Source organism: Porphyrobacter sp. AAP60, assembly GCF_001296025.1.
GTDB lineage: Bacteria > Pseudomonadota > Alphaproteobacteria > Sphingomonadales > Sphingomonadaceae > Erythrobacter.
In genome coordinates this window covers 50,896-77,365 of the sequence record NZ_LJHV01000012.1, presented here as the reverse complement: position 1 = coordinate 77,365, position 26,470 = coordinate 50,896, and the positions used below count along the sequence as shown (strand labels likewise).

Sequence of the window (26,470 nt, the reverse complement as noted above, 5' to 3'; positions counted from 1 at the left end):
TAGGCTTGCACCGCGGGCGGCGCGGCGCTGCCGAACCCGCCATACAGGCTGCGCGCGGCGGCAAAGGCAATCAGCGCCCAAACCGCCGAAAGCCAGCCTGACAGCCCGGCATAAAGCGCCAGTCCGCACAGCAGCATCGAGATGATGAAACCCACCAGTCCCAGCGCCATCATCGCCTTGCGCCCGCGCTGATCCGAACGCCGCGCCCAGAACGGCGCGCACACCACCCACAGCAACGCCGACCAGCTATAGGCCAGGCTGATCCACACATCGGCGACCTGCAATGCCGTGCCGATCGAAGGCATGACCGATTGCATCGCGGTATTGCCCGCAGCGGTCACCAGCATGACTGTGAACAGCAGCGCCATCCGCCCGGGCGGGATCGCGCCGGTGGGAGCGCCGGTGCGGGCCGCGCCTGTCAGATCAGGATCGGTTTCGGCCACGCCGCTCGCCTATTCAAAGGTCGCCGCAACCCCTTCCGGCGATTGCCCGGCCAACTGGCGATGGATCGCGCCGATCACCACCAGGAAGATTACGCCGATACCGGTGTTCACGAATGCGCTGACCACCCCGTTGCCGATCATGGCGACCTGAGCGCCGAGCGCCGAGAAAATCAGGCCGATAATGCCCGAAACCAATGCTGCGATGATGCCGATGGTAAAGAACAAGAGCAGCAGGAACAGCGCAATCCGCACGCTATTTCCCTTGGTGAGCTTCCACGAACGGGTCAGCGCCTTTATCGGATTGCGTTCGCCTTCGATGGCGATGACCGGGGCGGTGAGCGTGAACTTGATGAACATGTACAGCCCGACCAGCGCCAGCACCAAGCCCGCCAATACCGCCGCCACAGGGGATCCGGCAGCGGCGATCAGGCCCAGCGGCAGGCCGATTACCAGCGCGATGGCCAGCGTGCTGAGCAACTGCGCAGCCACGTACGGAAGGATACTCGCAAGCCCGATCATCAGAGCCTCGCGCACGGTGGGGCGTCCGCGATCGGTCAGCAGTGCCAGCAGGCTCATCGATCCGATGAACTGGATGATCGTCATCACCAGAAACAGCGGCCAGTTATCGGCATAGGCCTGAGTGATCTGGTCCATCATCGCCTGCATGGCGACCTGCGGATCGGCACCGGCGGGCGCGGCGGGTTCGGGCGAAACCAGTTCCGGCGCGAAGAGTGCGAGCGCCAGCGCGGGCAGAAAGAAGAACAACCCGGCAATCGCGCCGATCGTGTCGCGGTTGGTGCCGATCAATCCGGTCGCCTGTGTCCAGGCCATGCCCATATCGAGCTTTTGCTTCGCCATTTTCGATCCCTCGTTGCCAGAGGCGGCGCAGGTGCAATCGCCTCTTGATATCGGCGTTCAATGCCCCCACCGATGCGCCATGGCAAGCACCGCACCTGCACCTTTATCGGGATCGCCGATCGAATGGCGGCGAGAGACCGCGCCGGTCTCCTACGCGCAGGCGCTCGCCGCGATGGACGAGCGCAATGCAGCCGTGCACGCGGGCGAGGCGAACGAACTGGTCTGGCTGCTTGAACACCCCCCCGTTTACACCGCCGGCACCAGCGCCGATCCGGCTGAACTGGTCAACCCGCAATTCGAGGTGATCGAAGCGGGGAGAGGCGGGCGCTACACCTATCACGGCCCCGGCCAGCGGGTCGGCTACCTTGTTCTTGACCTTGCCAAACGCGGCAAGGATGTGCGCTGCTTTGTCCACGCGATCGAAGGCTGGGTGATTGCGACGCTGGCCCGCTTCGGCGTCGAAAGCTGGCGGGCACAAGGCCGCGTCGGCATCTGGACGCGCGACATCGACGGCCGCGAGGCCAAGATCGGCGCAATCGGTGTGCGGGTGCGACGCTGGGTGACGATGCACGGCTTTTCGGTAAACCTTGATCCCGATCTTTCGCACTTCGGCGGGATTGTGCCCTGCGGCATTGCCGAATTCGGCGTCACCAGCATGGCGCGGCTGGGGCTGAGCGTTTCTGCCGAGGAATGGGACGCTGCGCTGGTGGCCAGCAGTGATGATTTTCTTGACGCGCTCGACAAGGCCGGGCGAAAGGCGTGTGGATGAAACGCACCGCCCCCGCCACCGCCATTTTCGCTCTCGCCCTGCTGGCTAGCGCTTGCAAAGACGATACCGCCCCCTCCGCCGATAGTGGCGGCGAGGCGGCCGGCGAAGTCCTGGGCGGCGAGATCAGCGATGCCATGATCCCGCTGGAGCAGATCGACTCGCAAGCCCCGCTCGCCCCGCGCCAAAGGCCGAGCGCGAGAGATGTCGATGGCGAACAGCCCGAAGTCGCAGGCGAGGCAGCCCCGCAAAGCGAAGAGGCCGAAGCAGCGCCTGCTGATCCGGCCCCCGCTCCAGCCGAATAGCCTGACCCGCTAGCTTATCCCGCCAAGCGCGTAGCAAAATGTCCGCTTTCAGAGGCCGGGCAGCGGGAGTTGGAAGGCCGGAAGTGGGTGGTTTTCGGAATGGCCGGATTGGACCCAAGTTCCCAGTGCCATTCGAACTAATCAGTCCATGGTCACAATGAGCTCAGAGCGGACGGCAGCACAGACGATGCCTGTCTATTGCTCGGCGCACTTCCCGAAGCGGCGAGGCAGTATTACTGCCGCCTCGTGATGGTCGCCCCAAACGACGCCATGTCCGCCTCCCAGAAGCCAGCCGCCGGGTCCCCGGTAGCGACGGCAGCGCTCCGCCTCGCTGTTTCCTGCCAACCCGGATCAGTCGAAGGCGCAAAAGCAAGACCCAATGGGCGATCTTCCGCGTCGAAATAGATGTGCACTATCTGGCGGTGTGTGCTGGTTGCATCGCGAAGGTGTACGCGCTCGACTTCGGCGACTTCAGGCAAGGTTGAGCGCACGTGTGGCTCAAGCACCCAATAGGAACCACCTTGGAATAAGGCGAGACGATCTCGATCGAACGCGGTCAGCGCGACAAGGCCGCCGAGGCTCGGGTCGCGCGCTTTTGTGATCGCATCGCCCATTTGGGCTGCAAAACGCCTTGGGAATGGTCGCTTGTTCGTTTCCATTGACGCCGGGGTCGGCGCCATCGCGTTAAGTGGGGCGTTTATCCCGAACTGAACGAGACGGCCGTTTTCCTCGAACATCATGAACACCGAGCGCTTGAGGCCGGGATCATCGGTTCCCTCGCTACAGGTCCAGGCGATCAGCACCGCCCGCTCCTGAGCGCTCGGCTGTATCTCCCCGCTACACCCCTTGAGCTTGGCGAGTTCGGCGTATTCGGCCGGGCTCAGAGCAAACATGTCTTCGCGGCGGGAGACATCGTCGCCCTTATGTATTGCGGTCGCGATGTTCGAAGCGGTCAGCGCGTAAGCCGGGACATCGGTGTCTTTGGCATATGCCGTCGGCGTGACCGCCAGCACCCCTGCAACGATCAACGCCTGTGCCATCCGCTGTCCGATCACGTATAATGCTCCCACATGCCTATTCTGCCTGCGACATGCTCCCATAAGAATGCTGAATGCTGCATTTATAGGAGCTTATTGTCTGGCGGCGTAACACGTAGCGATCAAGGGAAGGCCAGTGGCAGATACGTCACAAACGACCGAAACGGGGTCGCTTCCCGAACGGCAGCTTTTGCCCCGGCAGCGCCCGAAGCGGACGCTGCCGGGGCGTAGGTCTTACTCGGCTGCTTCTGCCTGTTCTTCAGCCAGCGTCGGGTAATCGATGTAGCCCTGCGGGATCGGGAAGTACCAGCTCTTGGGCACGTCCTTGTTCGGGTTCCAGTGCGCGCCTGCCGCGATCCGCTTTTCCAGATCGGGGTTGGAGATATAGGGGCGGCCAAAGCTCACCGCATCGCACTTGCCGCTTTCGACATCGGCTTGCGCTTCTTCCGCAGTATAATCCGAATTGAGGATCAACGCGCCGGTATAGATCTGGCGGATCAGGGGGCTCTGCTTGGGCACATCGGTCTGGCCGAAGGTGCCATCCGGGCCGGGTTCGCGCAGTTCGACAAAGGCGAGGCCCAATTCTTCGCACACTTTGGCCGCCGCGCCGAAGGTTGCCGCCGGGTTGCTATCATCGGTGCCCTGCGAATCGCCGTTGGGCGACAGGCGGATGCCGACGCGGTCTGCGCCCCACACGTCGATCAGCGCTTCCAGCACTTCGCGCATGAAGCGGGTGCGGTTTTCGGGGGTGCCGCCATATTCATCGGTGCGCAGGTTGGTCTTGTCGCGCAGGAACTGGTCGACAAGATAGCCATTCGCGCCGTGCAGCTGCACCCCGTCAAAGCCCGCTTTCTTGGCGTTTTCGGCGGCGCGGCGGTAATCGGCGATGGTGCGCTGGATGTCCTCATGCGTCATGGCGCGCGCTTCGGCATAGGGCTGCTTGCCGGTGGGCGTGTGGGCTTCGCCGGGCGCGGTGGTGGCGCTGGCGGAAACCGGCGGATTGCCATCGAGGAACACCGGGTGGACAATCCGTCCCATGTGCCACAGCTGCATCACGATCAGGCCGCCTTCTTCGTGCACCGCCGTGGTGGTGGCCTTCCATGCTTCGGTCTGTTCATCGCTCCAGATGCCAGGCGCGCTGGGCCAGCCCAATCCTTCGCGGCTGATGCCAGTCGCTTCGGTCAGGATCATGCCTGCGCCCGCACGCTGGCGGTAATAGGTCGCCATCATTTCGTTGGGGGTGAACATCGGCTCTGCCGCGCGCCCGCGGGTGAGGGGGGCCATGTGAATGCGGTTCTTCGCGTGGAGCGCGCCCATTTTGAGCGGTTGGAACAGAGCTTCGTGCATATGTGGGTAATCCTTTTAAGCCAGTTTTGATTGGCTATCCAATTGGGGGGCGGGAAGCTAGGGCGCAAGGATGGAAATTGAGGGTGCGGCCCAAGCAAATCTTGTGACCGATCCGCCGCGCCCTGCGGCGTGGCTGCTGCTGGTTGCCTTGCTGGGCGGCAATATCGCGCTGGCGCTGGGGCCGTGGTTCGTGCGCGAGGCCGATACCGGGCCGGTTTCCGCAGGGTTCTGGCGGCTGTTTCTGGCCCTGCCGTTTCTGGTCATGCTGGCGCGGGCGAATGGTCAGCGATTGGGCGGCATGGGCGCAAAGACGCTGGGGCTGGTGGCTTTGGGCGCTGTCACCTTCGCGCTGGATCTGGCCAGCTGGCACATCGGCATCGGCATGACCCGGCTGGGCAATGCGACCCTGTTCGGCAATGCCGGATCGATCGTGCTGTTGTTCTGGGGCTTCATCGCGGCGCGGATGTTGCCACGCGGGCTGGAATGGCTGGCGATTGCATTTGCACTGGTGGGCGCGGCGATCCTGATGGGCCGCAGTCTGGAAATATCCACCGCGACCCTGATCGGCGATCTGTTCTGCCTTGCCGCAGGGCTGCTTTATGCGGTGTACCTGCTGACCTTGCAGGGCGCGCGCGGACAGTTCGGATCGTGGAGCCTGCTGGTATGGGTAAGCCTGTTCGGCTGCCCGGTGTTGCTGGGGCTGGCAGTGCTGCTGGGCGAGCCGGTCTGGCCGACCGACTGGACGCCGGTGATCGGCCTGTTCATTGGCAGCCAGCTGATCGGGCAGGGGCTGATGGTGTTTTCGCTCAAGTACTTCCCGCCGCTGGTGGTGGGGCTGGCGCTGCTGACCCAGCCTGCGGTCGCATCGGCCTATGGCTGGCTGGCGTTCGGCGAGACGCTGAGCGCGCTCGACATTGTCGGCATGGTGCTGGTCGGTGCGGCGCTGGCGGTATCGCGCGCAAGGTAACAGGCTGGCTACGCCGCAGTAGCTTTTTCAAATTTGGCGTAGCGGGCCTCTACCAGATCAAGATCCGGCCCTGCCAGCGCCTCACGCGCCTGAAGGATCAGCCGCTCGCCTTCCTGGCGCAGGATTGCCTGACGCGTTTCATCGCTGATGGTGGCGGCGCTATCGGCAATCACCTCCATCGCAACCAGGGCCGCAGCCGGGCTGGTGGCCACGCCGCTGCGCATGGTGCCAAACCCGCGCGCGACAAAGTGCGCAAAATTATCATTGCGCAAAACCAGCCGATCGCTGCCCGTGTCATCCTTGCCGCCGATCGACCGGACCAGATCGCGCTTGGCCAATTCCGATGTGGCCGCGCCCAGCCAGTGTAGCGCCGTGATGGCCGTGAACGGATCATTGATCCCCGGTGACAAGGCCCGCAGCCCGATTTCCACCAGTTCATCCATCAGGAAATGAATATCCTGAACCGGCGTTCTGAGGCCGCCGAGCGTGAAGCAGGCGGAAACTTCCTCGTCGCGCAGATCGTCAAGATCGTCGTCGGCGTCCCAGTAGATCAGCCGCACATCATTATAAACGAAATCACCGGTGCGCACGCCCAGCTTGATGTGGCCGCCCACTTTCTGGGCAATCCGGTCAAGCCGCTGGAAATCGATATGCTGGATATAGCCGGTGCGCCGGGCCACCACTGCACGCCCCTGCGGTGCTTCCTGGTGGGTCTCACCTTTGGCATCGTTGGGGAAATTCGATCCGATATCATTCAGCAGTCGTTCGCCAATCGACTGGAGCACCGAATTGATCCGGATCGAGGCAGGGATGTGGTGCAGGAAATACACCAGCACCGCGATCGAAAGGCCCATCAAGGCATAGGCAACCAGCAGCGAAAACTGCGGGACAAATCCGGCTGCGCCCGATGCTGCATCGAGTGCGCTGATCGCCTGTTCATCCGCTTCGCGCACCGTGCGCAGCGTGGTTATCGCAAACACGAAGGTCGCGATGAAGGTCGCAAGGCTGAACTGGTTGCCGCGGTCTTCCATGAAATTGGTGAGCACGCGGGGGCCATAGGTGCCGCTGGCATAGGACACTGCGGCGATCGTGATCGAAAACACGGTCGATGCCACGCCGATCATCGATCCGGAGATGACGGTGAGCATGTTGGATGCCCCCTGCGGGCGCGCTGGTTCATACCACCCTGCCTCAAGCAGCCAGTCAGCCCAGCCCGAACGATCGAGCGAGACTGTTGCCAGCGACAGCAGAAACGCCGCCACCGAAAGCAGCGCCGGGTAAAACCAGTAACTGGCGTTGATGCTCTGCCAGCGGGTGACGAGAAAGCCGATCATGTGTGTCCTTTAGCAGCCCTGCGTCTGGAGGGCTTTGCCGCGAGGCGCAATGGCACGGCTTCAATCCCCGCTGAAATGCACCTTGCCCAGATCGCCCATGCCCACGGTGCCGCTTGCCATTTCCAGCATCCGGTCAAGGCTGCGCTTGGCTTTCAGGCGCATCCCTTCCTCGATCTCGATCCGGGGTTCGAGATCGCGTAGCGCGGTGTACATCTTCTCCATCGTGTTCAGCGCCATGTAGGGGCAGATGTTGCACGAACAATTACCGTCCGCACCGGGCGCGCCGATGAAGGTCTTTTCGGGCAGGGCCTTTTCCATCTGGTGGATGATGTGCGGTTCTGTCGCGACGATCAGGGTGTCGCCGGGGAAGGTCTTGGCAAAGCTGAGAATCCCGCTGGTCGATCCGACGTAATCGGCGTGGTCGATGATGTTCGGCGGGCATTCCGGGTGCGCGGCAATCGGCGCGCCGGGGTATTGCTCTTTCAGCTTCAGAAGCTCGGTCTCGCTGAAGGCTTCGTGCACGATGCACACGCCCGGCCACAGCAGCATTTCGCGGTTGAACTTGCGCGCCAGATAACCGCCCAGGTGCCGGTCAGGCCCGAAGATGATCTTCTGTTCGGGCGGGATCTGGGCAAGGATCGTCTCGGCGCTGGAACTGGTCACGATCACATCGGACAGGGCTTTCACCTCGGTCGAACAATTGATGTAGGTCAGCGCGATGTGATCGGGGTGGGCTTCGCGGAACGCGCGGAACTTGTCCGGCGGGCAGCTGTCTTCAAGACTGCAGCCTGCATCCATGTCGGGCAGGATCACGGTCTTCTGGGGGCTGAGAATCTTGGCGGTATCGGCCATGAACTTGACGCCGCAGAACAGGATCACATCGGCATCGGTCGCCGCCGCCTTGCGCGAGAGTTCAAGGCTGTCGCCCACGAAATCGGCAATGTCCTGAATATCCGGCGTCTGGTAATAATGCGCGAGGATCACCGCATTGCGTTCTTTGCGCAAACGGTCGATTTCGGCCAGCAGATCGGTGCCGGTGGGGTTCTTGGTCAGGATGCTCATGGGTTAGTCCCCGTCAGAATGGTGGCGGTGATATAGGGGCGGGGGCAGGCTTATGCCACCCGCCAGATGTCGTCTTCACGCGATGCCAGCCCGCGCCGCTCCAGATCGAGCAGGTGTGCGGTCACGCTCATCTCGGCAGCGCCGATCAGGCGCGGGTCGAGCCCCTTGTACATATCGGGGATGAAAGCGCTGACGGAGCGGGGGGCCTCGCCCAGCAGCCGCATGATCTGGTTTTCGCGCTGGCGGCGGTGGCCGATCATGCCGCGCACCAGCTGGCGCGGCTTTTCAATCGCGGCGCCGTGGGCGGAGTGATAACGCACATCATCACGCGCCATCAGCTTATCAAGGCTCGCCATGTAATCGCCCATGTCGCCATCGGGCGGGATCACCACGCTGGTTGACCAGCCCATCACATGATCGCCGGTGAACAGCGCTCCCGATTCCTCCAGCGCAAAGCACAGGTGGTTGGAGGTGTGCCCCGGCGTGGCGACAGCGGTCAGCGTCCAGCCGGTGCCGCGCATCCCCTCGCCATCGGCCAGCACACGGTCGGGCGCATAGGTCGGATCGAAAGCTTCGTCGGATCGCGGGCCATCCACTGCCAGCACTAGGGGCGCACAGCCGACGATGGGAGCGCCCGTCAACGCGGCCAGCGGCGCGGCGGCGGGGGAATGGTCGCGGTGGGTATGGGTGCACATGATGGCGACGATTGTGCGGCCTGCCACCGCCGCCATGATCGCTTCGATATGGTCAGGCTCGTTCGGGCCGGGGTCGATCACCGCGCAGTCCGGCCCGTCCGCCACACCCACCACATAAGTCTGGGTTCCGGTAAAGGTATAGGGCGAAGGATTGGGCGCAAGCACGCGGCGCACCAGCGGCTCGACATCTTCGGCAAGGCCCGTGGGCCAGGGTTGGGGAGGGATGGTTACCATGCGCCCCATTTGGGCCTGTGCCGCCTTGTCGGCAACCCCCCGTCCCGGGCTTGACCCGGGACCCCGCTGTCTTTTGGGCGGTGGCACGCGGCAAGATAGCTGGGCCCCGGGTCAAGCCCGGGGCGGGGGGAAAGGGGGTGTCTCGACTTCCAACAAGCCTAGCGGCTAGGAAGCCGAAAACGGGAGAGCCGCTCAATGTCCGACTATATTCTGGTGCTCGATGAAGGCACCACCTCGACACGCGCACTGCTGTTTGCGGCCGATGGCATTCCGGTTGCCAGCGCGCAGGAGCCTTTGACGCAGCATTACCCGCAATCCGGTTGGGTAGAGCATGATCCGCGCGAGATCTGGGACAAGAGCATCGCCTGCGCGCAGGCCGTGATCGCCAAAGCGGGCGGGGCTGCGGGCATCGCCTGCATCGGTATCACCAACCAGCGCGAAACCGTGGTGGCATGGGACAAGGTCACGGGCGAGCCGCTGACCAACGCCATCGTCTGGCAGGATCGCCGCACCGAGCCATTTTGCTCGAGCCTTCGCGATGGCGGCCATGAAGGCGAGGTGCAACGCCGCACCGGCCTGCTGCTCGATCCCTATTTCTCCGGCACCAAGATGCGCTGGATGATCGACAATGTGCCGGAAGTGCGCGCGGCGGCGCAGCGCGGCACGCTGGCCTTGGGAACGGTCGAAAGCTGGCTGACCTTCAAGCTGACCGGCGGTGCGGCGCATATCACCGATGCCAGCAATGCCAGCCGAACGCTGCTGATGGGGCTTGAGGATGGCCAGTTCGATGATGGGCTGTGCGATCTGCTGGGCGTGCCGCTGGCCGCGCTGCCCGGCGTGGTCGACATGGCCGGGCCGCTGGCGATGACCGATCCATCGCTGTTCGGATGCAGCATTCCGATCACCGGCCTTGCGGGCGATCAGCAGGCGGCGACCATCGGGCAGGCCTGCCTTGCACCGGGGCAGACCAAGGCGACCTATGGCACCGGCGCTTTCGTGCTGACCTGTCAGGGCGCAGCCATCCCGCGATCGACCCACCGTCTGCTGGGCACGGTGCTGACGCAGATCGAAGGCGCTCGCACCTATGCCATCGAAGGATCGGTGTTTGTTGCAGGCAGCCTCGTGCAATGGTTGCGGGATTCGCTCGGGATTGTCGAAGTGGCGAGCCAGACCGAGGAACTGGCCCGGTCGATCCCCGATAGCGGCGGGGTGGTGATCGTGCCCGCACTCAGCGGCCTTGGCGCGCCGCACTGGCAGGCAGAGGCACGCGGGGTGATTGCGGGGCTTTCCTTCTCCAGCGGAAAAGCGCAGCTTGCCCGGGCCGCATTGGAGGCGATGGCGCACCAGACGCATGATCTGGCGACAGCCTTCGCGGCCGATGGTGCGGCGTGGCAGACATTGCGGATCGATGGCGGCATGGCGGCCAACGACTGGATGGCGCAGGATCTCGCCGATATGCTCGGCATCACAGTTGAGCGGCCCGGTTTTGTCGAGACCACGGCGCTGGGCGCAGCGATGCTGGCAGCGACCGGGGCGGGGATTTATCCCGATCTCGGCGCAGCGGCAGAGGCGATGCGCGGCGATCTGACGCGGTTCACCCCGCAGCTGGCCGCAGGGGTGCGCGAGGCGCGGCTGGCGACGTGGCGCAAGGCGCTGGCGGCGACGTGATCGGGCTCGGCGCGGGCTGCTGGGAAGATTTCAGGCCGTTCTAGGTCGATCCAGACCCTGTCTAGACCCCCTCTAGACCCGCCTAGACCCCTCCTTGCCCCCTTTTGCGCTGATGTTTCACGTGAAACATTGGCCATGGGACGCTCAGGCTGCGGCCTAACCCAGTCGCCCGAATTCGCGCCCGATGCGATCCTGAAATGCGCGGACGGGCGATGTCATTTCGAAATGCTGGCGCCATGCTTCATCCAGCCGCGCGATGCGTTGGTGCAACCGTTCTGTCTCGGCGATCAGTTCGCGGGTTTCAGGCTCCAGCAGTGCGAGCTGGCGTTCATCCGAACCGCGATCGGGCGGCAGCGCGCCGTGCAGGCGCATCTGGTTTTCGCTCAATTCGCCTGAAAACAGCGCCCGCTGGTTGAGCAGCCACGCCAGCACATGCATCATGCGGGTGGTGGTCTTCAGCCCCTCGGTCGACAGTGCAAGCCGCAGAAAGGCATCTTCGCCGATCTGCGGTTCGCGCGTGCCAGCGGCGAAAACAGCGCGCACATCATCGGCAAGCACCAGCGCTTCGGTATAAAGCGCCTCGATGATCGGGCGGGATAGATTGGTGGTTCGGGCCATATCGCGCCGGAGATTACGCCGCACTGCCACCCTGCGCCACAGGGGTATGGTTACTTTCCAAGTAATTTTTGCTTACGTCCCGGCCCGGAACAAAGTGTACCGGTTGTTAAGCATGTCGCGGATCGGCGCAGTTGCGCCTTACGCGATGATATCGGGCAGCAGCGTATCTTCGATAATCGCGATCTGGTCTCTCAGGCGCAGCTTGCGCTTTTTCAGCCGCGCAATTTGCAACTGGTCGCCAGCGGCACTGGTGCGGGCGGCCTCGGTCAAAGCGGCAATTGCAGCATCAAGGTCGCGATGCTCGGTCTTGAGCAGTTCGAGCGTTTTGCGCAGCTCCTCTTCGGTCATTCCTGCCTTAGCCCCTTCCGGTTCGTCCCTAGCGTGCCGTCCTGCCGGTAACGCGCTGCGCAATGTGTGGCGGCGCTACGCGTTTCCGTGCGATTCGATAAGGTGCCTTGGGCATTTATCCGGCAGCCTGCGTGCAGCGGCGCCATGCGGTTCATCGCATCCAGATGCTGATGCGGCGATTTACGATCCATCAGGGCTTTGCAAGCTAGCCTGTCTATGGTTTCACTGAAACCTGCGGCTCGGCCGCTTCGTTTGCCGAGTCGCCTTTCCGGGGGCATCCCCCCGCAGCTAAGGAGAACGCAATATGGCATCGACCGCAGTGTCTTCCCACCTCAACGCCCTTCACAGCAAGCACGCCGGGTTGGAATCCCGCCTGCGCGACGAAATGGCCCGGCCCGTGCCTGACACCGCGATGATCCAGTCTCTCAAAAAGCAGAAACTGCGATTGAAGGAAGAAATTGCCGCGCATTGATCTGCGCCTGACAGTGCGCGCGGCGGTAGCGGTAATGTCCGCCATTGCAGGTTGGGGGTCTCGGCCCTAGACCATCAACGCCATGACAGCCGCTGCCGCCGCCCGCCAGATCCTGACCCGCCTGACCGAGGTTATGGCCTCGCGCATGCACGCGCAGGGCAAGCTGGATCAGGTGGTCGAAATCATCGGCGAATGCCTGTCGAGCGAGGTATGCTCGATCTACCTGCTGCGCGAAGGCATGCTGGAACTTTTCGCGACGCGCGGCCTCAATCAGAGCGCGGTTCACGTCACCCGCATGGCAATCGGCGAAGGTTTGACCGGGGCGATCGCGCAAAAGATCGATACCCTCAATCTGGCCGAAGCCAAGGCGCACCCCGATTTCCTGTATCGCCCGGAAACGGGCGAAGAGAAGTTCCATTCCTTTGCCGGCGTCCCGATTGTCTATCGGGAACGCGCCGTGGGCGTCTTGTGCGTCCAGCATGTCGAGCCGCGCCGTTACGAAGACATCGAGATCGAGGCGTTGCAGACCACCGCGATGGTGCTGTCGGAACTGATCGCCAATGCCGAACTGGTCGATGAAGAAGAAGCCCGCGTCCTGACCCAGGAACAGACCGGGCCGCAGGCGTTGACCGGCCTCACACTGGTAAAAGGGCTGGGCGCAGGGCACGCGGTGTACCACCAGCCGCGGGTCGAAATTACGCAGGTCATGGCCGAGGATACCGAGGCCGAGCGGCAGCGGGTCTACCGCGCTTTTGACCGGATGCGCGAACAGATCGATACCCTGGCCAGTCAGGCAGAATTCGGCGTGGGCGGCGAGCACGAGGAGGTGCTCGAAACCTACAAGATGTTCGCCTATGACGAAGGCTGGTCGCGCCGGATCAACGAGGCGATAGATAGTGGTCTGACCGCAGAAGCCGCAATCGAACGGGTGCAGCAGCACACGCGCATGCGGATGCGCGAGATCGATGATCCCTTGCTGGCTGACCGGATGCACGATCTTGAGGATCTGGCGAACCGCCTGCTGCGGATAGTTGCCGGGCAAGTTGGCACCGCCGCATCGCAAGGTCTGCGCCGCGATACCATTCTGATCGCGCGCAACCTCGGCCCGGCTGAACTGCTCGAATATGACAAGCGCCGGCTGAAAGGCGTGATCCTTGAGGAAGGCTCGCTCACCGCGCACGTGGTGATCGTGGCGCGGGCCATGAATGTGCCTGTGATCGGGCGCACCAAAGGCGTACGCACCACCATTCGCGAAGGCGATGAAATCCTGCTCGATGCGACTGCGGGCAGTGCGATAGTGCGCCCCTTGCCGCAGGTGGCCGATGCGTTTCAGACGCGGTTCGCCAAATCGCGCGAGAAGCAGGCGACCTATGCTTCGCTGCGCGATGTCGAGCCCTTCACCCGCTGCGGCACCCGTATCCAGGTGATGATGAATGCCGGCCTGCGCGACGACATGAGCTCGCTCGCAATGACCGGCGCAGATGGGGTCGGCCTGTTCCGCACCGAGTTCCAGTTTCTGGTGTCTGCCACCCTGCCGCAGCGCGAGCGCCAGACGCGGCTTTATCGCGATGTGCTGGATGCGGCCGGCGAAAAGCCGGTAATCTTCCGCACCGTCGATATCGGCGGCGACAAGTCCGTACCCTATCTCGCCAGCGAGATTGCTGCGCAGGATGAAAACCCGGCGATGGGCTGGCGCGCGCTGCGGCTGGCGCTGGAACGCGAAGGGTTGATGAAAGTTCAGGCAAGATCATTGCTGGAAGCGTCAGCGGGCCGATCGCTTTATGTGATGTTCCCGATGGTGAGCGAGCCGTGGGAATTTGACGCGGCCAAGACCGTGTTCGATGAACAGCTTGCTTACTTGCGCGCGCAGAAAAAGCAGCTGCCGGAACGCATTCATTTCGGCGCGATGCTGGAAGTGCCAGCGCTTGCCGAAATGCTCGATGTGCTTCTGCCCAAACTCAGTTTCCTTTCGATCGGCACAAATGATCTGACGCAGTTCCTGTTCGCAGCAGACCGCGCCAACCCTAAGCTGGCGGAGCGTTATGACTGGCTTTCTCCGTCGATCCTCCGGTTCCTGCGCCGGGTAATGCAAACGAGCATCGGCAGCGGGGTTGATGTGGGCGTTTGTGGCGAGATGGGCGGGCGCCGGCTTGAAGCGCTGGCTTTACTGGGCATCGGTTATCGCCGCCTGTCGATCACGCCGGCAGCAGTCGGGCCAATCAAGGAGCTGGTGCGCAAGGTCGATCTGGCCGAACTTTCGACAGCGATGACCGGGTGGCTTGCCGCCCCCGGCCGCAGCCTGCGGGCCGAATTGTCAGCATGGGCCGATGCCCGCGATATCGAGTATGATTGATCGCGAATGCGGCGGGACGGGCGAGCGGTGCGGCGCTGGGCCGCTTCGGCGCTTGACAGCGGGCGCTGCAACAGGCGAGTGCCGTTCAAGCGCAATTCACGCGAAATAAACCATAGCAAGCCTCGACAGAAGGCGCGGGACCCGGGTCATGGAAACCGATTACGACGATAGCGCGGAGAGCGCGAACGAAACGCCTGTATCCGGTGCAGGGGCGCAGCTGCGTGCCGCGCGTGAGGCGTTGCACCGCGATTTGCCGAATGTAGCCGCCGAAACACGTATTCCCCTGCGCCACTTGCAAGCGATCGAAGATGGCAATTTCGAAGCTTTGCCCTCGCGCGCCTATGCCATCGGTTTTGCGCGCACCTTTGCCAAGGCAGTCGGTCTTGATCCTGCGGAGATCACGAATGTGGTGCGCGCGGAACTTGCCGACGGTTCGATGCAGCGCGCCGCCCCTTCATCAGCTATGGAGCCGGGCGATCCGGGGCGCCTGCCATCGTCCGGGCTGGCATGGGCAAGCGCATTGGCAGCGCTGGTGCTCGCGGTGGGGGGCTATGCCTTCTACAATGCCTATTTTGGTGCCGGCACCGAGCCGGGTTCCCTGCTGACGGCTGAAACCGCTGCGGCGCCCGCGCCCGCCGCAAGTGCCGCACCGGAGGCGCAGGCATCTGTGACCGACGGCGAAGTGGTTTTGACCGCTCTGGAAGACAATATCTGGCTGCGCCTTTACGAAGAAGGCGGCGACCGCCTGATCGAACGCACCCTCAAGCAGGGCGAGACTGTGCTGGTTCCGGCCGATGCGGCTGATCCGCGAATTAACACCGGCAGGCCCGACGCTCTGGCCATAACGGTGGACGGCAAATCGGTGGCGAAGCTGGCGGATCGTGCAACGACGATTTCCGGTGCGGCGATTTCAGCCACCGCCTTGCTGGCACGGACCGCAGCCTCCACCGATGTCGCTGCCATTGCGCCGACCACCGCTGCTCCGCTTGCCCGCCGCACGTCGCAGCGGCCAGATCCCCTTGCAACTGTGCAGGCGTCCCCAATTCCCGATCCTGCCCCCGTGTCTGCCGCAATTACAGTCGCCGAGGTGCCGACAAGCATCGGGTCGGCAGGAAATACCGATAACTAACTTTGCACTGACAGCGATTTCCCGTTGATTAGGGGCTTTGTCGCTCTCGACTTGCCGCTGCGGAAGCGGCAGGGATTCCACAGTCGTTCATGTGCGCCGCTGCAAATCTGCGCGGCCATTGCCAGGGAGCCTGACGAGCCATGAAACCTCTCCTGCGAACCAATGCCCTCCGCGTGATCCCCTTGCGGCTTGCCGGTGTTGCGCTTGCCGCCACGATGATTGCCGCCGCACCTGCTCCGGTTTTCGCGCAAGATGCCGCGACCGCCGAAACACGCATCCGCAAGATCGAGGCCGAGGTGCGGGCGCTCCAGCGCAAGGTGTTCCCCGGCGGAGACGGGCGATTCTTCGAACCGCAGATAGCGCCGGGAACCCAGGCGCCCACAACAACCGCGCCAACCACGACATCGACCACGGCGGTGACGGATATTCTCGTGCGCCTCGATGCGCTCGAAGGTCAGTTGCAGGCGTTGACGGCGCGTTCGGAAGAGCAGGCCAATTCCCTGTCGCTGATGGAAGCGCGGGTTGCGGCGCTCGAGACGGCAGGCGCAGGGCCCGCATATATCCCTGCTCCCGTATCCACGTCGACGACAGGTGCCATTGCATCACCGCCGCCCGCTATCAGCAACACCGCGCCCGCTGCGCCAGCGCCATCTGTTGGCGCGCCCAGCGCAACACGCCTTGCCGCTGTGCAGGCCATTGCCAAGCCGCAGACAGCCGATGCCGGGGACGACGAGTATTCCTACGGTTTCCGGCTTTGGAATGCCGGTTTCTATCCCGAAGCGCGTCAGCAATTGACCAGGTTTGTCGAACAATATCCCAGCCACTCGCGCATCAGCTTTGGCCGCAACCTGCTTGGCCGCGCGTTTCTTGATGACAATCTGCCCGAAGAGGCGGCCCGCTGGTTCCTGAAGAATTATCAGGCCAACAAGGCAGGTGACCGCGCGCCAGATAGTCTGCTGTACCTGGGCGCGTCGATGATCGCGATGAAGGATACCAAACGGGCTTGCATCGCGCTGGCAGAATTCGGCGATACCTATCCGGCGATCGCGGCTGGTCGCCTTGCCGACGAATATCAGGCCAACCGCGCCAAGGTGAAGTGCAGCTGAGCCTGATTGCGCGGTTCACCGCCGATCTGGCGGCGCTGTGGCCGGAGGATTCGCGCGAAGGTTCATTAGGGTTGGCAGTATCGGGCGGAGGCGATTCGCTGGCCTTGCTGCTGCTTGCCCATGCCGCGCTGCCGGGCCGGATCGCCGTGGCGAGCGTCGATCACGGACTGAGGCCCGAAGCAGCCGGCGAAGTCGCACTTGTCGAGCGGATAGCGGGTGAGCGGGGAATCCCGTTTACGGCGCTGACAGTGAAGCTCGCCACCGGCAACCTGCAAGCGCGGGCGCGTGAGGCGCGCTATTCGGCGCTGGCGGATTGGGCGAAAAAAACCCGGCTGGGCGCAGTTGCCACTGCGCACCATGCCGATGATCAGGCCGAAACATTGTTGATGCGGCTCAACCGCGGCAGCGGGCTACCCGGGCTGGCAGGCGTGCGCGCACGTTCGGTAATCGGTGATGGCGAGATGCCGCTGCTGCGCCCGCTGCTGGCCTGGCGCAAGGCAGAACTGGCCAGCGTAGTTGCTGACGAAGGCATGGTCGCGGCGCAGGACCCATCAAACGCCAACCCTGATTTCGATCGCGCCCGCTTGCGCGCCCGGCTGGCAGAGACTGACTGGGTCGATCCGGCGCAGCTCGCGGTCAGCGCTGCGCATCTGGCGGAAGGTTGGCAAGCACTTGAATGGTACGCCGAACTTGATTGGCACGAGATGGTTATGCGCGACGATACTGCCCCCGGCGCGCTGGGTTACACCTATTGCGCCAATGTGCCGCGGGTGATCGGGATTGAAACGATCCTGCGGATTATCGGGGCGCTTGGCGGATATGCCACTAGAGCGGAGGCCGGCCGGGTCTGGGACAGGCTATGGCAGGGCAAGAACGCATCTATTGGCGGCGTGCTCGCCCAAGCGGGGGTCGAGAAGGTGGAGAGGGTGGGCGTAATGATGCGCGTCTGGCATTTCCGGCCCGAACCGCCAAGGTCTGCGGCGAACTGACGCGCTTTACAGGACCTTGTCGCCCACCCCGATCATCTTGCCACGGGTGATGATAACCTTGTCACCCTGCTTGGTAGCGGCAAACAGTTTGGCGGCAAATTCATCCGGCACGCCGATGCAACCATGGCTGGCGTAGCCGTTCATCACGGGCGAACCGTGGATGGCGATACCCGTATTGGTGAGCCACAGGCTGAAAGGCATGGGGGCGTTGTCGTACTTGCGCGAGAAATGCTGGCGCGATTTTCTGAGCACCGGAAATGTGCCGACCGGGGTCGGATGTTTCTGTGTGCCGAGAAGCGTCACCGCAGTGCCGATTTCATGCCCGTCGCGAAAGATGCTGATCACACGTGCTTCCAGATCCACGGTAATGACCAGCTTTCCACCCGCAGGAGCGGCACTTTCGTCCCAGAACCAGTCGCCATAGCGGATGGTGCCTTCGATCGGCAGGATCGACTTGATCACGAAGGGATCGTTACTGGTCGGCGCAGCGCGGACGGGCGCGGGTGCGGCCACGGGAAGCGGCTGCACCACTTCTGCCGAAATCATGCGCACCGCCGGGCCGCGCGGGGCAGGTTCGGGCTCCGCTATGGTCGCCGCTTCATCCGCCAGCGGCGGCAGTCCCGCAATCACCATAGCGGCTTCATCAACGGTGGCAGCGTTAGCTATGGCGGGCATTTCGCTATCGGGATCAACCCGTTCGAACACGCCTGAAGCCTGTGCCGCAACCTGCTCGGCAGCGTTGGCCACTTCGCGCGCATCGGTTTGCGCAGAGGCGGGTAGGGCTACGGCCAACAAGGCGAACGGCAGGATGAATCGACGTGTCATGCGCAGCTTTATGCCGTGTTTGGCGATTATCTGCCAGCGCTTAACCTTTCGGCGTCCCTGCCGGGGACGACGCTACCGGTCAGGTTAACGCCGTTCGGGTGGACTATCTGAGATGTCATCCTTCTGGCGGTGTGAAGCGACTGAAAATTATCCGGCGCTGATCACCCCGAACAGGTCGTGCGCATCGGCATCCTCGATTGTGGCCAAGACGATGTCCCCCTTGGCAAGGTCGGCAGGGACATTGCGCAGGTAAACGGCTCCGTCGATTTCGGGTGCATCGGCCTGCGACCGCCCGGTTGCGCCGATGTCGCCGTCCTCGTCCGCCTCGCCGACCTCGTCGATGATGACGGGAAGCGTGCGGCCCACCTTGGCGGTGAGCTTGGCGGCGCTGATGGCTTCCGTCACCTCCATGATCCGGGCGTAGCGTTCTTCCTTGACGCTTTCTGCCACCTGATCGGGCAGCGCGTTGGCCGCTGCGCCTTCGACGGGTTCGAACCGGAAGGCGCCCACCCGGTCAAGCTGGGCTTCTTCGAGCCATTCCAGCAGATATTGGAAATCCTCCTCGGTCTCGCCCGGGAAGCCGACCACAAAGGAGCTGCGGATCGCAATGTCGGGGCAGATTGCGCGCCACGTCTTCAACCGTTCGAGCACCTTGGCCTCGTTCGCCGGGCGGCGCATCAGCTTCAGTACCTTCGGGCTGGCGTGCTGGAACGGGATATCGAGATAGGGCGTCAACAGCCCCTCGGCCATCAGCGGGATGACCTGATCGACATGCGGATAGGGATAGACATAGTGCAGCCGCACCCACGGTGCGTGGCCTTCAGGCGTCCGAAGGCCGCCGAGTTCGCGGGCCAGATCGGTCATGTGGGCGCGAACTTCGCGGCCCTTCCACTGGCGGGTCTCGTGACGGATATCCACGCCATAGGCACTAGTATCCTGCGAGATAACCAGCAGTTCTTTCGTGCCCGCTGCTACCAGCTTTTCGGCCTCGCGCAGACATGCGTCGATCCGGCGGCTCGCCAGCTTCCCGCGCAGATCGGGGATGATGCAGAAAGCGCAGGAATGGTTGCAGCCTTCTGAAATCTTCAGATAGCTGTAGTGGCGCGGCGTCAGCTTGATATCCGGCTGCGGTATCAGGTCGACGAACGGGCCTTGGGACGGCGGCGCGTGAGTGTGGACTGCCTCCACTACCTGTTCGTACTGATGCGCCCCGGTGATTGCCAGAACCTGAGGATGCGCGGCGCGGATCGCGTCAGCCTCCTCACCCATGCAGCCGGTCACGATGACGCGGCCGTTTTCAGCGATTGCCTCACCGATGGCGGCGAGGCTTTCTTCCTTGGCGCTGTCCAGAAAGCCGCAGGTGTTGACCAGCACCACATCCGCGCCCGCATAATCCTCGGCAAATGTATAGCCATCGGCGCGCAGGCGGGTGAGGATCCGCTCTGAATCGACGAGCGCTTTGGGGCAGCCGAGGCTGACCATGCCGATCTTCTTCTGATCGGCCAGAACGGTAGGGATAATGGTGGAGGCAGTGGACATAGCGGCGCGCCCCTACACTGTGCGCGGGCTTTGCGCCACAATATCCTCGCACATGCGGCTGCGGGGTTGACCGCAGGCTGCGCCGCAGGGCATCTGAACGGCCATGATCGCCAAGCTTTTCACCGACCACCCGCGCGCCATCGGCGAGACCTATGGCCAGCATGCCCGCACCGCGTTGAGTTTCGGTTGGCGGATGGTGACAGGCGGGCTTGCCTGTATGGTGCACGCAATAGTGCCGGGCCTGTTCGTCAAGACTGCCAGCCGCACTGTGGTGCAACTTGATGCTGAAATGCGCGGACGCACCCCGTCGCCAGAGGCAGAAGAATTCAGCTACGTAATCTAGGTGCCATCTCGCTACCGCTCCCGGGCGCATTGGTCTAACATGCGCCAAGCGTGAGGAGATCTAGCCGATGAGTGATTTTGCCCTATGGCCGGTGCTGGCCGGGACGGCAGCCTTCTTCGCCGTTGGTGCGCTGTGGTACGGCGTGATCTTTACGGCACCATGGCAGCGTGCGGCGGGCCTTTCCAATACCCAGCTCAAAAGTGGCAATATGGGCGTGATCTTCGCGCTGACCTTTGCCTTTGAAATGCTGATTGCGATGGTGCTGTGGCACCTGCTGGTGCGCACGGACCCGCCGGCCTTTGTGGTGATGATGATGGCGATTGGATTTGCGGTCGGCGTGATGATCCCCGCCATCGGGATCAATTATCTACACCTCAGGAAGCCGCTAGCATTGTTCGTGATTGATGCCGGACATTTTGTGGTCGGCATGGCGGCCATGGGGGGTGTGTTCGTGTGGTTTCGGGGTTGATTTGCGCCCCTATTCTTCCTCGCTGCCTGATGTCGGCACGATTTCTACGACGATGTCACCGGGCTGAAGCGTCTGGCAATCGTCTTCCCAGAACCCGATCGCTCGGCCATTGCGGTAGACGCGCAGCCCCTGGCCGCCGCTTTTCAGATCGGTGATTGATTGGCCACATTCGGCCTCGGTTACGACCCGCTCCACCAATTGCACTCTGCCGCCCACGCTGGCCAGATCGGCAAGGTAATCGGCGATATGCGCGCCCTTTACGCTGCCCGCCAGCAGCAATCCGGTAAAGCGCACCGGATTGATGACATTGTCGGCGCCTGCCTGACGGGCGAGCAATTCGTTGTCGTCGGCCCGCACCACCACGCTGATTGGCACCTTGGGCGCAAGATGGCGCACGGTCAGCACAATCAGGATCGAGGTATCGTCGCGCCCGGCTGACACCAGCACGCTTTGGGCTTCGGCGATCCTTACGGATTTGAGCGTCTCGTCGCGCGTGGCATCGGCGGCCATCACGTTGACCCCCAGCTTTTCGGCATCGGCCAGCCGTTCCTCCGAAGGATCGATCACCACGATGCAGCGCGGATCGACCCCGCGCTCGATCAGCTCGCCCACGCTCTGCGAGCCGGATACGCCGTAACCCAGCACCACAACGTGATCGGTCAGCTGTTCCTGTATGCGGGCCATGCGCCATTTCTCCCAGCTGCGTTTGATAACGAAATCGTAGGCGGCGCCCACGAAGATGAACAAGACGGCGATGCGGACCGGCGTGACCAGCACGGCCTCGAATAGACGTGCCCGGTCCGTTACCGGGGCAATATCGCCGAAGCCCGTGGTGGTGACGCTGATCATCGTGAAATAGACCACGTCAAGAAAACTGATGTGGCCATCGACATTATCGACCAGCCCGTCGCGGTCCCACCAGTGGATCGCGATGACAAGACCCAACAGGCCAAACGCGATGCCGAGGCGAATGCCGATATCGCCCCATACCGGCAGCTTGACCTGACGCCTGAGCGGGCGGAACTTATCGGTTTGCCTGACCTTGCGTCTGGACGGCTTGCCAGGCCTTGTGGTCACCGCCATCCGTCCGCCTCAGTCGCTGAACCGGTCGGCAAGGATGCCGATGGTTGAATAGTGGGTGAGATCGAGCTGCAACGGGGTCACCGCGACATAGCCATCGTCAATTGCTTCCAGATCGGTGCCGTGGTCGAGCGTATGTTCGATCGGATCGAGCCCGAACCAGAAATAACGATAGCCGCGCGGGTCGCGTCCTTCGACAATGCTGCCGCGCGAATAATCGTGGAATCCCTGCCGCACGACACGGATGCCTTTGACCTGTTCGGGGGGCAGAGCGGGAAAGTTGATGTTGATCAGCGTGCGCTCTGCCATCGGCGGGTAGATCAGCTTTTCGAGCACCTTCGGGCCCCATTCCCGCGCTGCGCCGAAGGGTACATCATCGCCCATCCCCTCGCGGGCGTAGACTTGGCTGAAGGCGATCGAACGGATACCCGCCAGCGCGCCTTCGATCGCGGCGGAAACAGTGCCCGAATAGGTGATGTCATCGCCAAGGTTGGCCCCGCGATTGACGCCGGACAGGATGATGTCGGGAGCGTCGGGCATCACTGTGCGCAGCGCCATCATTACAGAGTCGGTCGGTGTTCCGGTGACCGAAAAGCGCCGCTCGTCCAGTTTGTTGAGCCGCACGGGGCGCGTCAGCGTGAGCGAATGGCCCGCGCCTGACTGTTCTTCGGAAGGCGCGCAGATCCAGATATCGTCGGAAAACTGGCGCGCGATTTCTTCCAGCACCTTGAGGCCGGGGGCGTGGATGCCGTCGTCATTGGTCAGGAGGATGCGCATTATGTGGCTGGCTCCAGTTTCGTGAGACCGCCCATGTAAGGCAGCAATGCGTCGGGCACGGTCACGGTGCCATCGGCGTTCTGGTAATTCTCGATCACCGCCACCAGCGTGCGTCCGACCGCGAGGCCGGATCCGTTGAGGGTGTGGACGAATTCGGTCTTTTTCTGCTCGCCTGCGACACGGTAGCGGGTGTTCATGCGGCGCGCCTGGAAGTCTCCGGTGTTCGAACAGGAACTGATTTCGCGGAAAGCGCCTTGGCCCGGCAGCCACACCTCAAGATCATAGGTTTTCCGTGCACCAAAACCCATGTCGCCGGTGCACAGCAGCAGCTTGCGATATGGCAGGTTCAGCCGTTCGAGGATCGTCTCTGCGGCGCGGACCATGCGCTGGTGCTCAGCCTCGGAGTCTTCGGGCAGCACGATGCTGACGAGTTCGCATTTCTCGAACTGGTGCTGCCGGATGAACCCCCGCGTATCGCGCCCCGCAGCGCCCGCTTCGGAGCGGAAGCACAGGGTCAGCGCGGTGAGGCGCATCGGCAGCGCGCTCTCGTCGAGCAATTCGCCCATCACGCTGGCGGTGAGACTGACTTCGCTGGTGGGGATGAGCCAGCGGCCATTGGTGGTGCTAAAGCTATCCTCGGCAAACTTGGGCAACTTATCCGTGCCATACATGGCGTCATCGCCAACCAGAACCGGCGGATTGCATTCCTCGTAGCCATGCTCGCGGGTCTGAACGTCGAGCATGAACTGCCCCAGCGCACGATGCAGCCGCGCCATGTCGCCGCGCAGGAAAGTGAAGCGCGCACCCGAAAGCCGCGCGCCGGTTTCGAAATCCATGCCCAGCGCCGGGGCCAGATCCGCATGTTCTTTCGCAGTGAAGTCGAACTCCCGCGGCGTTCCCCATCGCGAAACCTCGACATTCTCCTCCTCGCCCGCGCCCTGCGGCACATCGTCGGCGGGGAGGTTGGGGATGATTTCGAGCATGCCTTTCAACTTCGCCGCCAGTTCATCGGCGCGGGCTTCAAGCGCGGGCATTTCGTTTTTGAGCGCCGCAACCTCGGCCTTGATCGCCTCGGCGGTATCGCGCTCGCCCTTGGCCATCGCTGCGCCGATCAGCTTTGACGCCTCGTTGCGGCGGCTCTGTGCCACCTGCACCTGCGTGGTGACGGCGCGGCGTTCTTCGTCGAGCGCAATCAGCGCCTTGGCCAGCGGATCGAGCAAGCGGCGGGCCAGTGCGGCATCGAAGTTTTCGGGGTTTTCGCGGATCGAGCGGATATCGTGCATGGCGTGGCGCTATGCCCGCTTGGGCTTCCCAAGGGAAGAGGGAGGAAGGGGCGGCGGCGACATTCGAGAGGCCGCCGCCCGATCCGGGGAGAGTGCTTTAGAAATTGACCTGCGCGGTCACGTAGATCCGGCGCGGATCGCCGTAGAAGCCGGTCAGTGTGCCTTCGCGGCCCAGAGTCGGGATGAAGGGCGTGCCCGGAGGGTTGCCGCCCGCGACGAAGTTGTAGCCTGCAACAATGTATTCCTTGTTGAACAGGTTCTTGCCGTGGACGCCGATCGAAAACAGCCCGCTATCGACCGTGTAGACCGCGCTGGCATCGACCAGCACGAAGCCATCCTGATCGAGGAACGGGTTGGGCACTTCAAACTGGCTTGCGTCGGAACGCAGCGATGCAAGGCCGATGAAGTCCATCATCCCGCTGGCCACCGGCACGCCGAGGTTGAAGCCCATGTGCGCGGTGATATCGGGCGTGTTCTGGAATGCCCGCTCATTAGCCACGTCGCGGCCGAAATTGTCGATGAAGGTGTTGAACTTGGCATCAAGCACACCCAGAGACCAGTTGACGCTGAAGCGGCTGCCGTCGCCGGCGAAATCCCTGCCGACCAGCGCATTGCCTTCAAACTCGATCCCGTTGACATCGGCCGACGCGGCGTTGGACGTGATCCCGATGAAGCTGTCATTGGTGCCATCGCCATTGCTGTCAAACCCGACCGAACCGGGGATCTGGACATTGTCATACTGGCCGAGGAATGCGGCAAGGCTGATGTTCAGACGGTTGTCGAGCAGCGATGCCTTCCAGCCCAGTTCGAAGCTGTCGACCGTTTCCGGTTCGAAGCTCATGAAATCGAACACTTCGTCTGCCGTGCAGGCCCCGCCGGTGGCGTTGCGGCACGCGGTGGTCTGGCCGCGCGGATCGAACCCGCCGCCCTTGAAGCCCTGCGAATAGGTGAAATAGAGGTTGTGATCGCGGTTGGGCTGCCAGCTGATCGAGGCGCGCGGGTTGAAATCCTTGAACGTCGCGCTGCCGTTGAAATTGCTGGTTACCGCGATCGGCGCGCCCGCTCCGCCGAACAGGTTGGAGAACCCGCCGAGGAAGGTCGTGCGCAGCACCTGGCTGGTGCGCTCGTCATTGGTGTAACGCCCACCCACCGAAACGCTGACGGTGTCGGTGAGATCATAGGTGAAATCGCCGAAGACCGACCAGGTCTTGGTATCGACATCGCCCAGTGTCTGCGCGGTCAGGCCGTTGAGCGTGGTGAACAGCGCCACGTCGAAGGCGGTGAAGGCGTTGGCATCAAGATAGTAGAAGCCCAGCACCCCCGAAAGCCTGTCGCCTTCATAGAGAAGCTGCAGTTCCTGGCTGAACTGCTGGTTTTCGTAGATCGCGGGAACATCCAGATCGACCGCAGCAAGGCTGTCGAAATCGATCGGGGTGGTCGAAGCATCTTCGCGGTAGCCGGTGATTGACTTCAGCGTAATCGTATCGCTGACTTGCAGCGCGATGTTGAGCGCGCCGCCATAGGCTTCGACCTCCTGATCGACGATGTTGAGGCCCGCACGGGTATCGAACACGCTGTCGAGCACGGGTTGGGCGGTGACGAGGCTGGGAATCAGGCGATGGCCCTGACGGGCTTCGCTGTTATCCTTCACGTAATCGCCAGACAGGCGGACGAACAGCGGCCCGCTGTCGAATTCGATGGTGCCGCGCGCTGCCCAAACGTCCTTGTTATAGTTTTCGGTGCCGAGGGTGAGGTTGTCACCAAACCCGCCACGCGAAAGGCGTGCGCCGCTGGCGCCAATCCGCAGGCTGTCGGAAATCGGGGTGGAAGCACTGACGATAAGGTCAGCCTGATCATATGAGCCATAGGTGCCGCGCACCATCAGGCTGGTATCTTCGGGCAATCTGGCGGTCACATACTTGATCGCCCCGCCGATGGTGTTGCGGCCATACAGAGTGCCCTGCGGCCCGCGCAGCACTTCGATGCGTTCGACATCATAGACATCAAGCACGGCGGCCTGCGGCCGGTTGAGATAAACATCGTCGATGTAAAGGCCGACGCCCGCCTCGAAGCCGGCGACCGGATCCTGCTGGCCCACGCCACGGATGAATGCGGTGAGCGTGGTGTTGGTGCCGCGGCTGACTTCCAGCGTGATGTTGGGCACCTGCTGGCCGATCTGGGTGAGATCCTGAATACCCTGTTTCGCCAGCGTTTCGCCCGTCAGCGCAGTTACCGAAAGCGGCACATCGATAAGGCGTTCTTCGCGGCGGCGGGCGGTGACGATGATGCCACCTTCATCCTCGGACGCTTCGCTCACGCTCGCGTCTTCGGTCATGTCCTGCGCATAGGCGGGTGCGGCAAATGTGGCGATTCCGGCGCAACCGGCAAGCAACAGCGCGCGGCTGCAAAATGTCTTGGTCATG

The 26,470-nt window shown here is 63.0% G+C and carries 25 protein-coding genes and 1 pseudogene; 11 read left to right on the top strand and 15 right to left on the bottom strand.

Annotation, left to right across the window (positions count from 1 at the left end; translation table 11 throughout):
• Window positions 1-443: pseudogene (locus IP79_RS11735) on the bottom strand (MFS transporter); the annotation flags it as partial.
• A 9-nt stretch (window positions 444-452) separates the two neighbouring features.
• Window positions 453-1,301: a glycerophosphoryl diester phosphodiesterase membrane domain-containing protein gene (locus tag IP79_RS11730; protein WP_054119496.1), complete on the bottom strand. Its 849-nt coding sequence runs from the start codon at window positions 1,299-1,301 to the stop codon at window positions 453-455.
• Between the two features lie 79 nt (window positions 1,302-1,380).
• Between IP79_RS11730 and lipB the strand changes: the two genes are divergently transcribed.
• Complete coding sequence (gene lipB / locus IP79_RS11725) at window positions 1,381-2,070, top strand: lipoyl(octanoyl) transferase LipB (RefSeq protein ID WP_082337190.1); 690 nt, start codon at window positions 1,381-1,383, stop codon at window positions 2,068-2,070.
• Window positions 2,067-2,372, top strand: a complete 306-nt coding sequence (locus IP79_RS11720) for a hypothetical protein (protein ID WP_054119495.1) — start codon at window positions 2,067-2,069, stop codon at window positions 2,370-2,372. The genes lipB and IP79_RS11720 overlap by 4 nt, the downstream gene beginning before the upstream one ends.
• A 233-nt stretch (window positions 2,373-2,605) precedes the next feature.
• Here the strand turns inward: IP79_RS11720 and IP79_RS11715 are convergent, their stop codons facing one another.
• Window positions 2,606-3,427: a hypothetical protein gene (locus IP79_RS11715; RefSeq protein WP_156318324.1), complete on the bottom strand. Its 822-nt coding sequence runs from the start codon at window positions 3,425-3,427 to the stop codon at window positions 2,606-2,608.
• 216 nt (window positions 3,428-3,643) lie between these two features.
• Entirely contained in the window at window positions 3,644-4,756 is a 1,113-nt protein-coding gene (locus IP79_RS11710; protein WP_054119493.1) for an alkene reductase, read from the bottom strand.
• 70 nt (window positions 4,757-4,826) lie between these two features.
• Here IP79_RS11710 and IP79_RS11705 point away from each other — a divergent pair, with 70 nt between their 5' ends.
• Window positions 4,827-5,723 (top strand): DMT family transporter, encoded by an 897-nt coding sequence (locus IP79_RS11705; protein ID WP_082337189.1) that lies wholly within the window; start codon window positions 4,827-4,829, stop codon window positions 5,721-5,723.
• An 8-nt stretch (window positions 5,724-5,731) separates the two neighbouring features.
• Here IP79_RS11705 and IP79_RS11700 read toward each other — a convergent pair whose 3' ends face one another.
• The 3 genes from IP79_RS11700 to IP79_RS11690 are packed head-to-tail and all read right to left on the bottom strand — an operon-like array spanning window position 5,732 to window position 9,048.
• The gene (locus tag IP79_RS11700) at window positions 5,732-7,057 is read right to left on the bottom strand and encodes a DUF2254 domain-containing protein (RefSeq protein WP_054119492.1); all 1,326 of its coding nucleotides are present in this window, start codon (window positions 7,055-7,057) and stop codon (window positions 5,732-5,734) included.
• A 60-nt stretch (window positions 7,058-7,117) separates the two neighbouring features.
• On the bottom strand, window positions 7,118-8,119 hold the full coding sequence (gene nadA / locus IP79_RS11695; RefSeq protein WP_054119491.1) for a quinolinate synthase NadA: 1,002 nt from the start codon (window positions 8,117-8,119) through the stop codon (window positions 7,118-7,120).
• A gap of 50 nt (window positions 8,120-8,169) precedes the next feature.
• Entirely contained in the window at window positions 8,170-9,048 is an 879-nt protein-coding gene (locus tag IP79_RS11690) for an MBL fold metallo-hydrolase (protein ID WP_054119502.1), read from the bottom strand.
• A 195-nt stretch (window positions 9,049-9,243) separates the two neighbouring features.
• Between IP79_RS11690 and glpK the strand changes: the two genes are divergently transcribed.
• The gene (gene glpK / locus IP79_RS11685) at window positions 9,244-10,716 is read left to right on the top strand and encodes a glycerol kinase GlpK (protein ID WP_054119490.1); all 1,473 of its coding nucleotides are present in this window, start codon (window positions 9,244-9,246) and stop codon (window positions 10,714-10,716) included.
• A gap of 156 nt (window positions 10,717-10,872) precedes the next feature.
• On the opposite strand, the gene IP79_RS11680 is transcribed toward glpK, so the two are convergent.
• Both IP79_RS11680 and IP79_RS11675 read right to left on the bottom strand, forming a co-directional pair.
• Window positions 10,873-11,358 (bottom strand): DUF1465 family protein, encoded by a 486-nt coding sequence (locus IP79_RS11680; RefSeq protein WP_233994187.1) that lies wholly within the window; start codon window positions 11,356-11,358, stop codon window positions 10,873-10,875.
• A 114-nt stretch (window positions 11,359-11,472) separates the two neighbouring features.
• Entirely contained in the window at window positions 11,473-11,682 is a 210-nt protein-coding gene (locus tag IP79_RS11675; protein ID WP_054119488.1) for a DUF465 domain-containing protein, read from the bottom strand.
• Between the two features lie 304 nt (window positions 11,683-11,986).
• On the opposite strand from IP79_RS11675, the gene IP79_RS15255 reads away from it, so the two are divergent.
• From IP79_RS15255 to tilS, 5 genes are all read left to right on the top strand, one after another.
• Window positions 11,987-12,154 (top strand): YdcH family protein, encoded by a 168-nt coding sequence (locus IP79_RS15255; protein ID WP_082337188.1) that lies wholly within the window; start codon window positions 11,987-11,989, stop codon window positions 12,152-12,154.
• A gap of 82 nt (window positions 12,155-12,236) precedes the next feature.
• The gene (gene ptsP / locus IP79_RS11670; RefSeq protein ID WP_054119487.1) at window positions 12,237-14,507 is read left to right on the top strand and encodes a phosphoenolpyruvate--protein phosphotransferase; all 2,271 of its coding nucleotides are present in this window, start codon (window positions 12,237-12,239) and stop codon (window positions 14,505-14,507) included.
• Between the two features lie 148 nt (window positions 14,508-14,655).
• Window positions 14,656-15,636 (top strand): helix-turn-helix domain-containing protein, encoded by a 981-nt coding sequence (locus IP79_RS11665; RefSeq protein ID WP_054119486.1) that lies wholly within the window; start codon window positions 14,656-14,658, stop codon window positions 15,634-15,636.
• 140 nt (window positions 15,637-15,776) lie between these two features.
• On the top strand, window positions 15,777-16,742 hold the full coding sequence (locus tag IP79_RS11660) for a tetratricopeptide repeat protein (protein ID WP_156318323.1): 966 nt from the start codon (window positions 15,777-15,779) through the stop codon (window positions 16,740-16,742).
• Window positions 16,733-17,731 (top strand): tRNA lysidine(34) synthetase TilS, encoded by a 999-nt coding sequence (tilS, locus tag IP79_RS11655; protein ID WP_054119485.1) that lies wholly within the window; start codon window positions 16,733-16,735, stop codon window positions 17,729-17,731. Before IP79_RS11660 ends, tilS begins: the two co-directional genes overlap by 10 nt.
• Window positions 17,732-17,737: 6 nt before the next feature.
• Here tilS and IP79_RS11650 read toward each other — a convergent pair whose 3' ends face one another.
• Together IP79_RS11650 and rimO are read right to left on the bottom strand one after the other, a co-directional pair.
• The gene (locus IP79_RS11650) at window positions 17,738-18,556 is read right to left on the bottom strand and encodes a L,D-transpeptidase family protein (RefSeq protein ID WP_054119484.1); all 819 of its coding nucleotides are present in this window, start codon (window positions 18,554-18,556) and stop codon (window positions 17,738-17,740) included.
• Between the two features lie 147 nt (window positions 18,557-18,703).
• Window positions 18,704-20,095, bottom strand: a complete 1,392-nt coding sequence (rimO, locus tag IP79_RS11645) for a 30S ribosomal protein S12 methylthiotransferase RimO (RefSeq protein WP_054119483.1) — start codon at window positions 20,093-20,095, stop codon at window positions 18,704-18,706.
• Between the two features lie 103 nt (window positions 20,096-20,198).
• Here rimO and IP79_RS11640 point away from each other — a divergent pair, with 103 nt between their 5' ends.
• Window positions 20,199-20,438 carry a DUF6356 family protein gene (locus IP79_RS11640; protein ID WP_054119482.1) on the top strand — a complete coding sequence of 80 codons (240 nt, stop codon included), beginning with the start codon at window positions 20,199-20,201 and terminating at the stop codon, window positions 20,436-20,438.
• A gap of 67 nt (window positions 20,439-20,505) precedes the next feature.
• Window positions 20,506-20,907, top strand: a complete 402-nt coding sequence (locus IP79_RS11635) for a DUF1761 domain-containing protein (protein ID WP_054119481.1) — start codon at window positions 20,506-20,508, stop codon at window positions 20,905-20,907.
• Window positions 20,908-20,916: 9 nt separating this feature from the next.
• On the opposite strand, the gene IP79_RS11630 is transcribed toward IP79_RS11635, so the two are convergent.
• The 4 genes from IP79_RS11630 to IP79_RS11615 all read right to left on the bottom strand — a co-directional run bounded on the left by IP79_RS11630 (window position 20,917) and on the right by IP79_RS11615 (window position 26,469).
• Window positions 20,917-21,990 carry a potassium channel family protein gene (locus tag IP79_RS11630; protein WP_054119480.1) on the bottom strand — a complete coding sequence of 358 codons (1,074 nt, stop codon included), beginning with the start codon at window positions 21,988-21,990 and terminating at the stop codon, window positions 20,917-20,919.
• Window positions 21,991-21,999: 9 nt separating this feature from the next.
• Window positions 22,000-22,764, bottom strand: coding sequence for a 5'/3'-nucleotidase SurE (gene surE / locus IP79_RS11625; RefSeq protein ID WP_054119479.1), 765 nt, complete (start codon window positions 22,762-22,764; stop codon window positions 22,000-22,002).
• Window positions 22,764-24,047, bottom strand: a complete 1,284-nt coding sequence (gene serS, locus IP79_RS11620) for a serine--tRNA ligase (protein ID WP_054119478.1) — start codon at window positions 24,045-24,047, stop codon at window positions 22,764-22,766. Before serS ends, surE begins: the two co-directional genes overlap by 1 nt.
• Window positions 24,048-24,144: 97 nt before the next feature.
• Window positions 24,145-26,469, bottom strand: coding sequence for a TonB-dependent receptor (locus IP79_RS11615; RefSeq protein ID WP_054119477.1), 2,325 nt, complete (start codon window positions 26,467-26,469; stop codon window positions 24,145-24,147).
• Window position 26,470 lies beyond the last annotated feature (1 nt).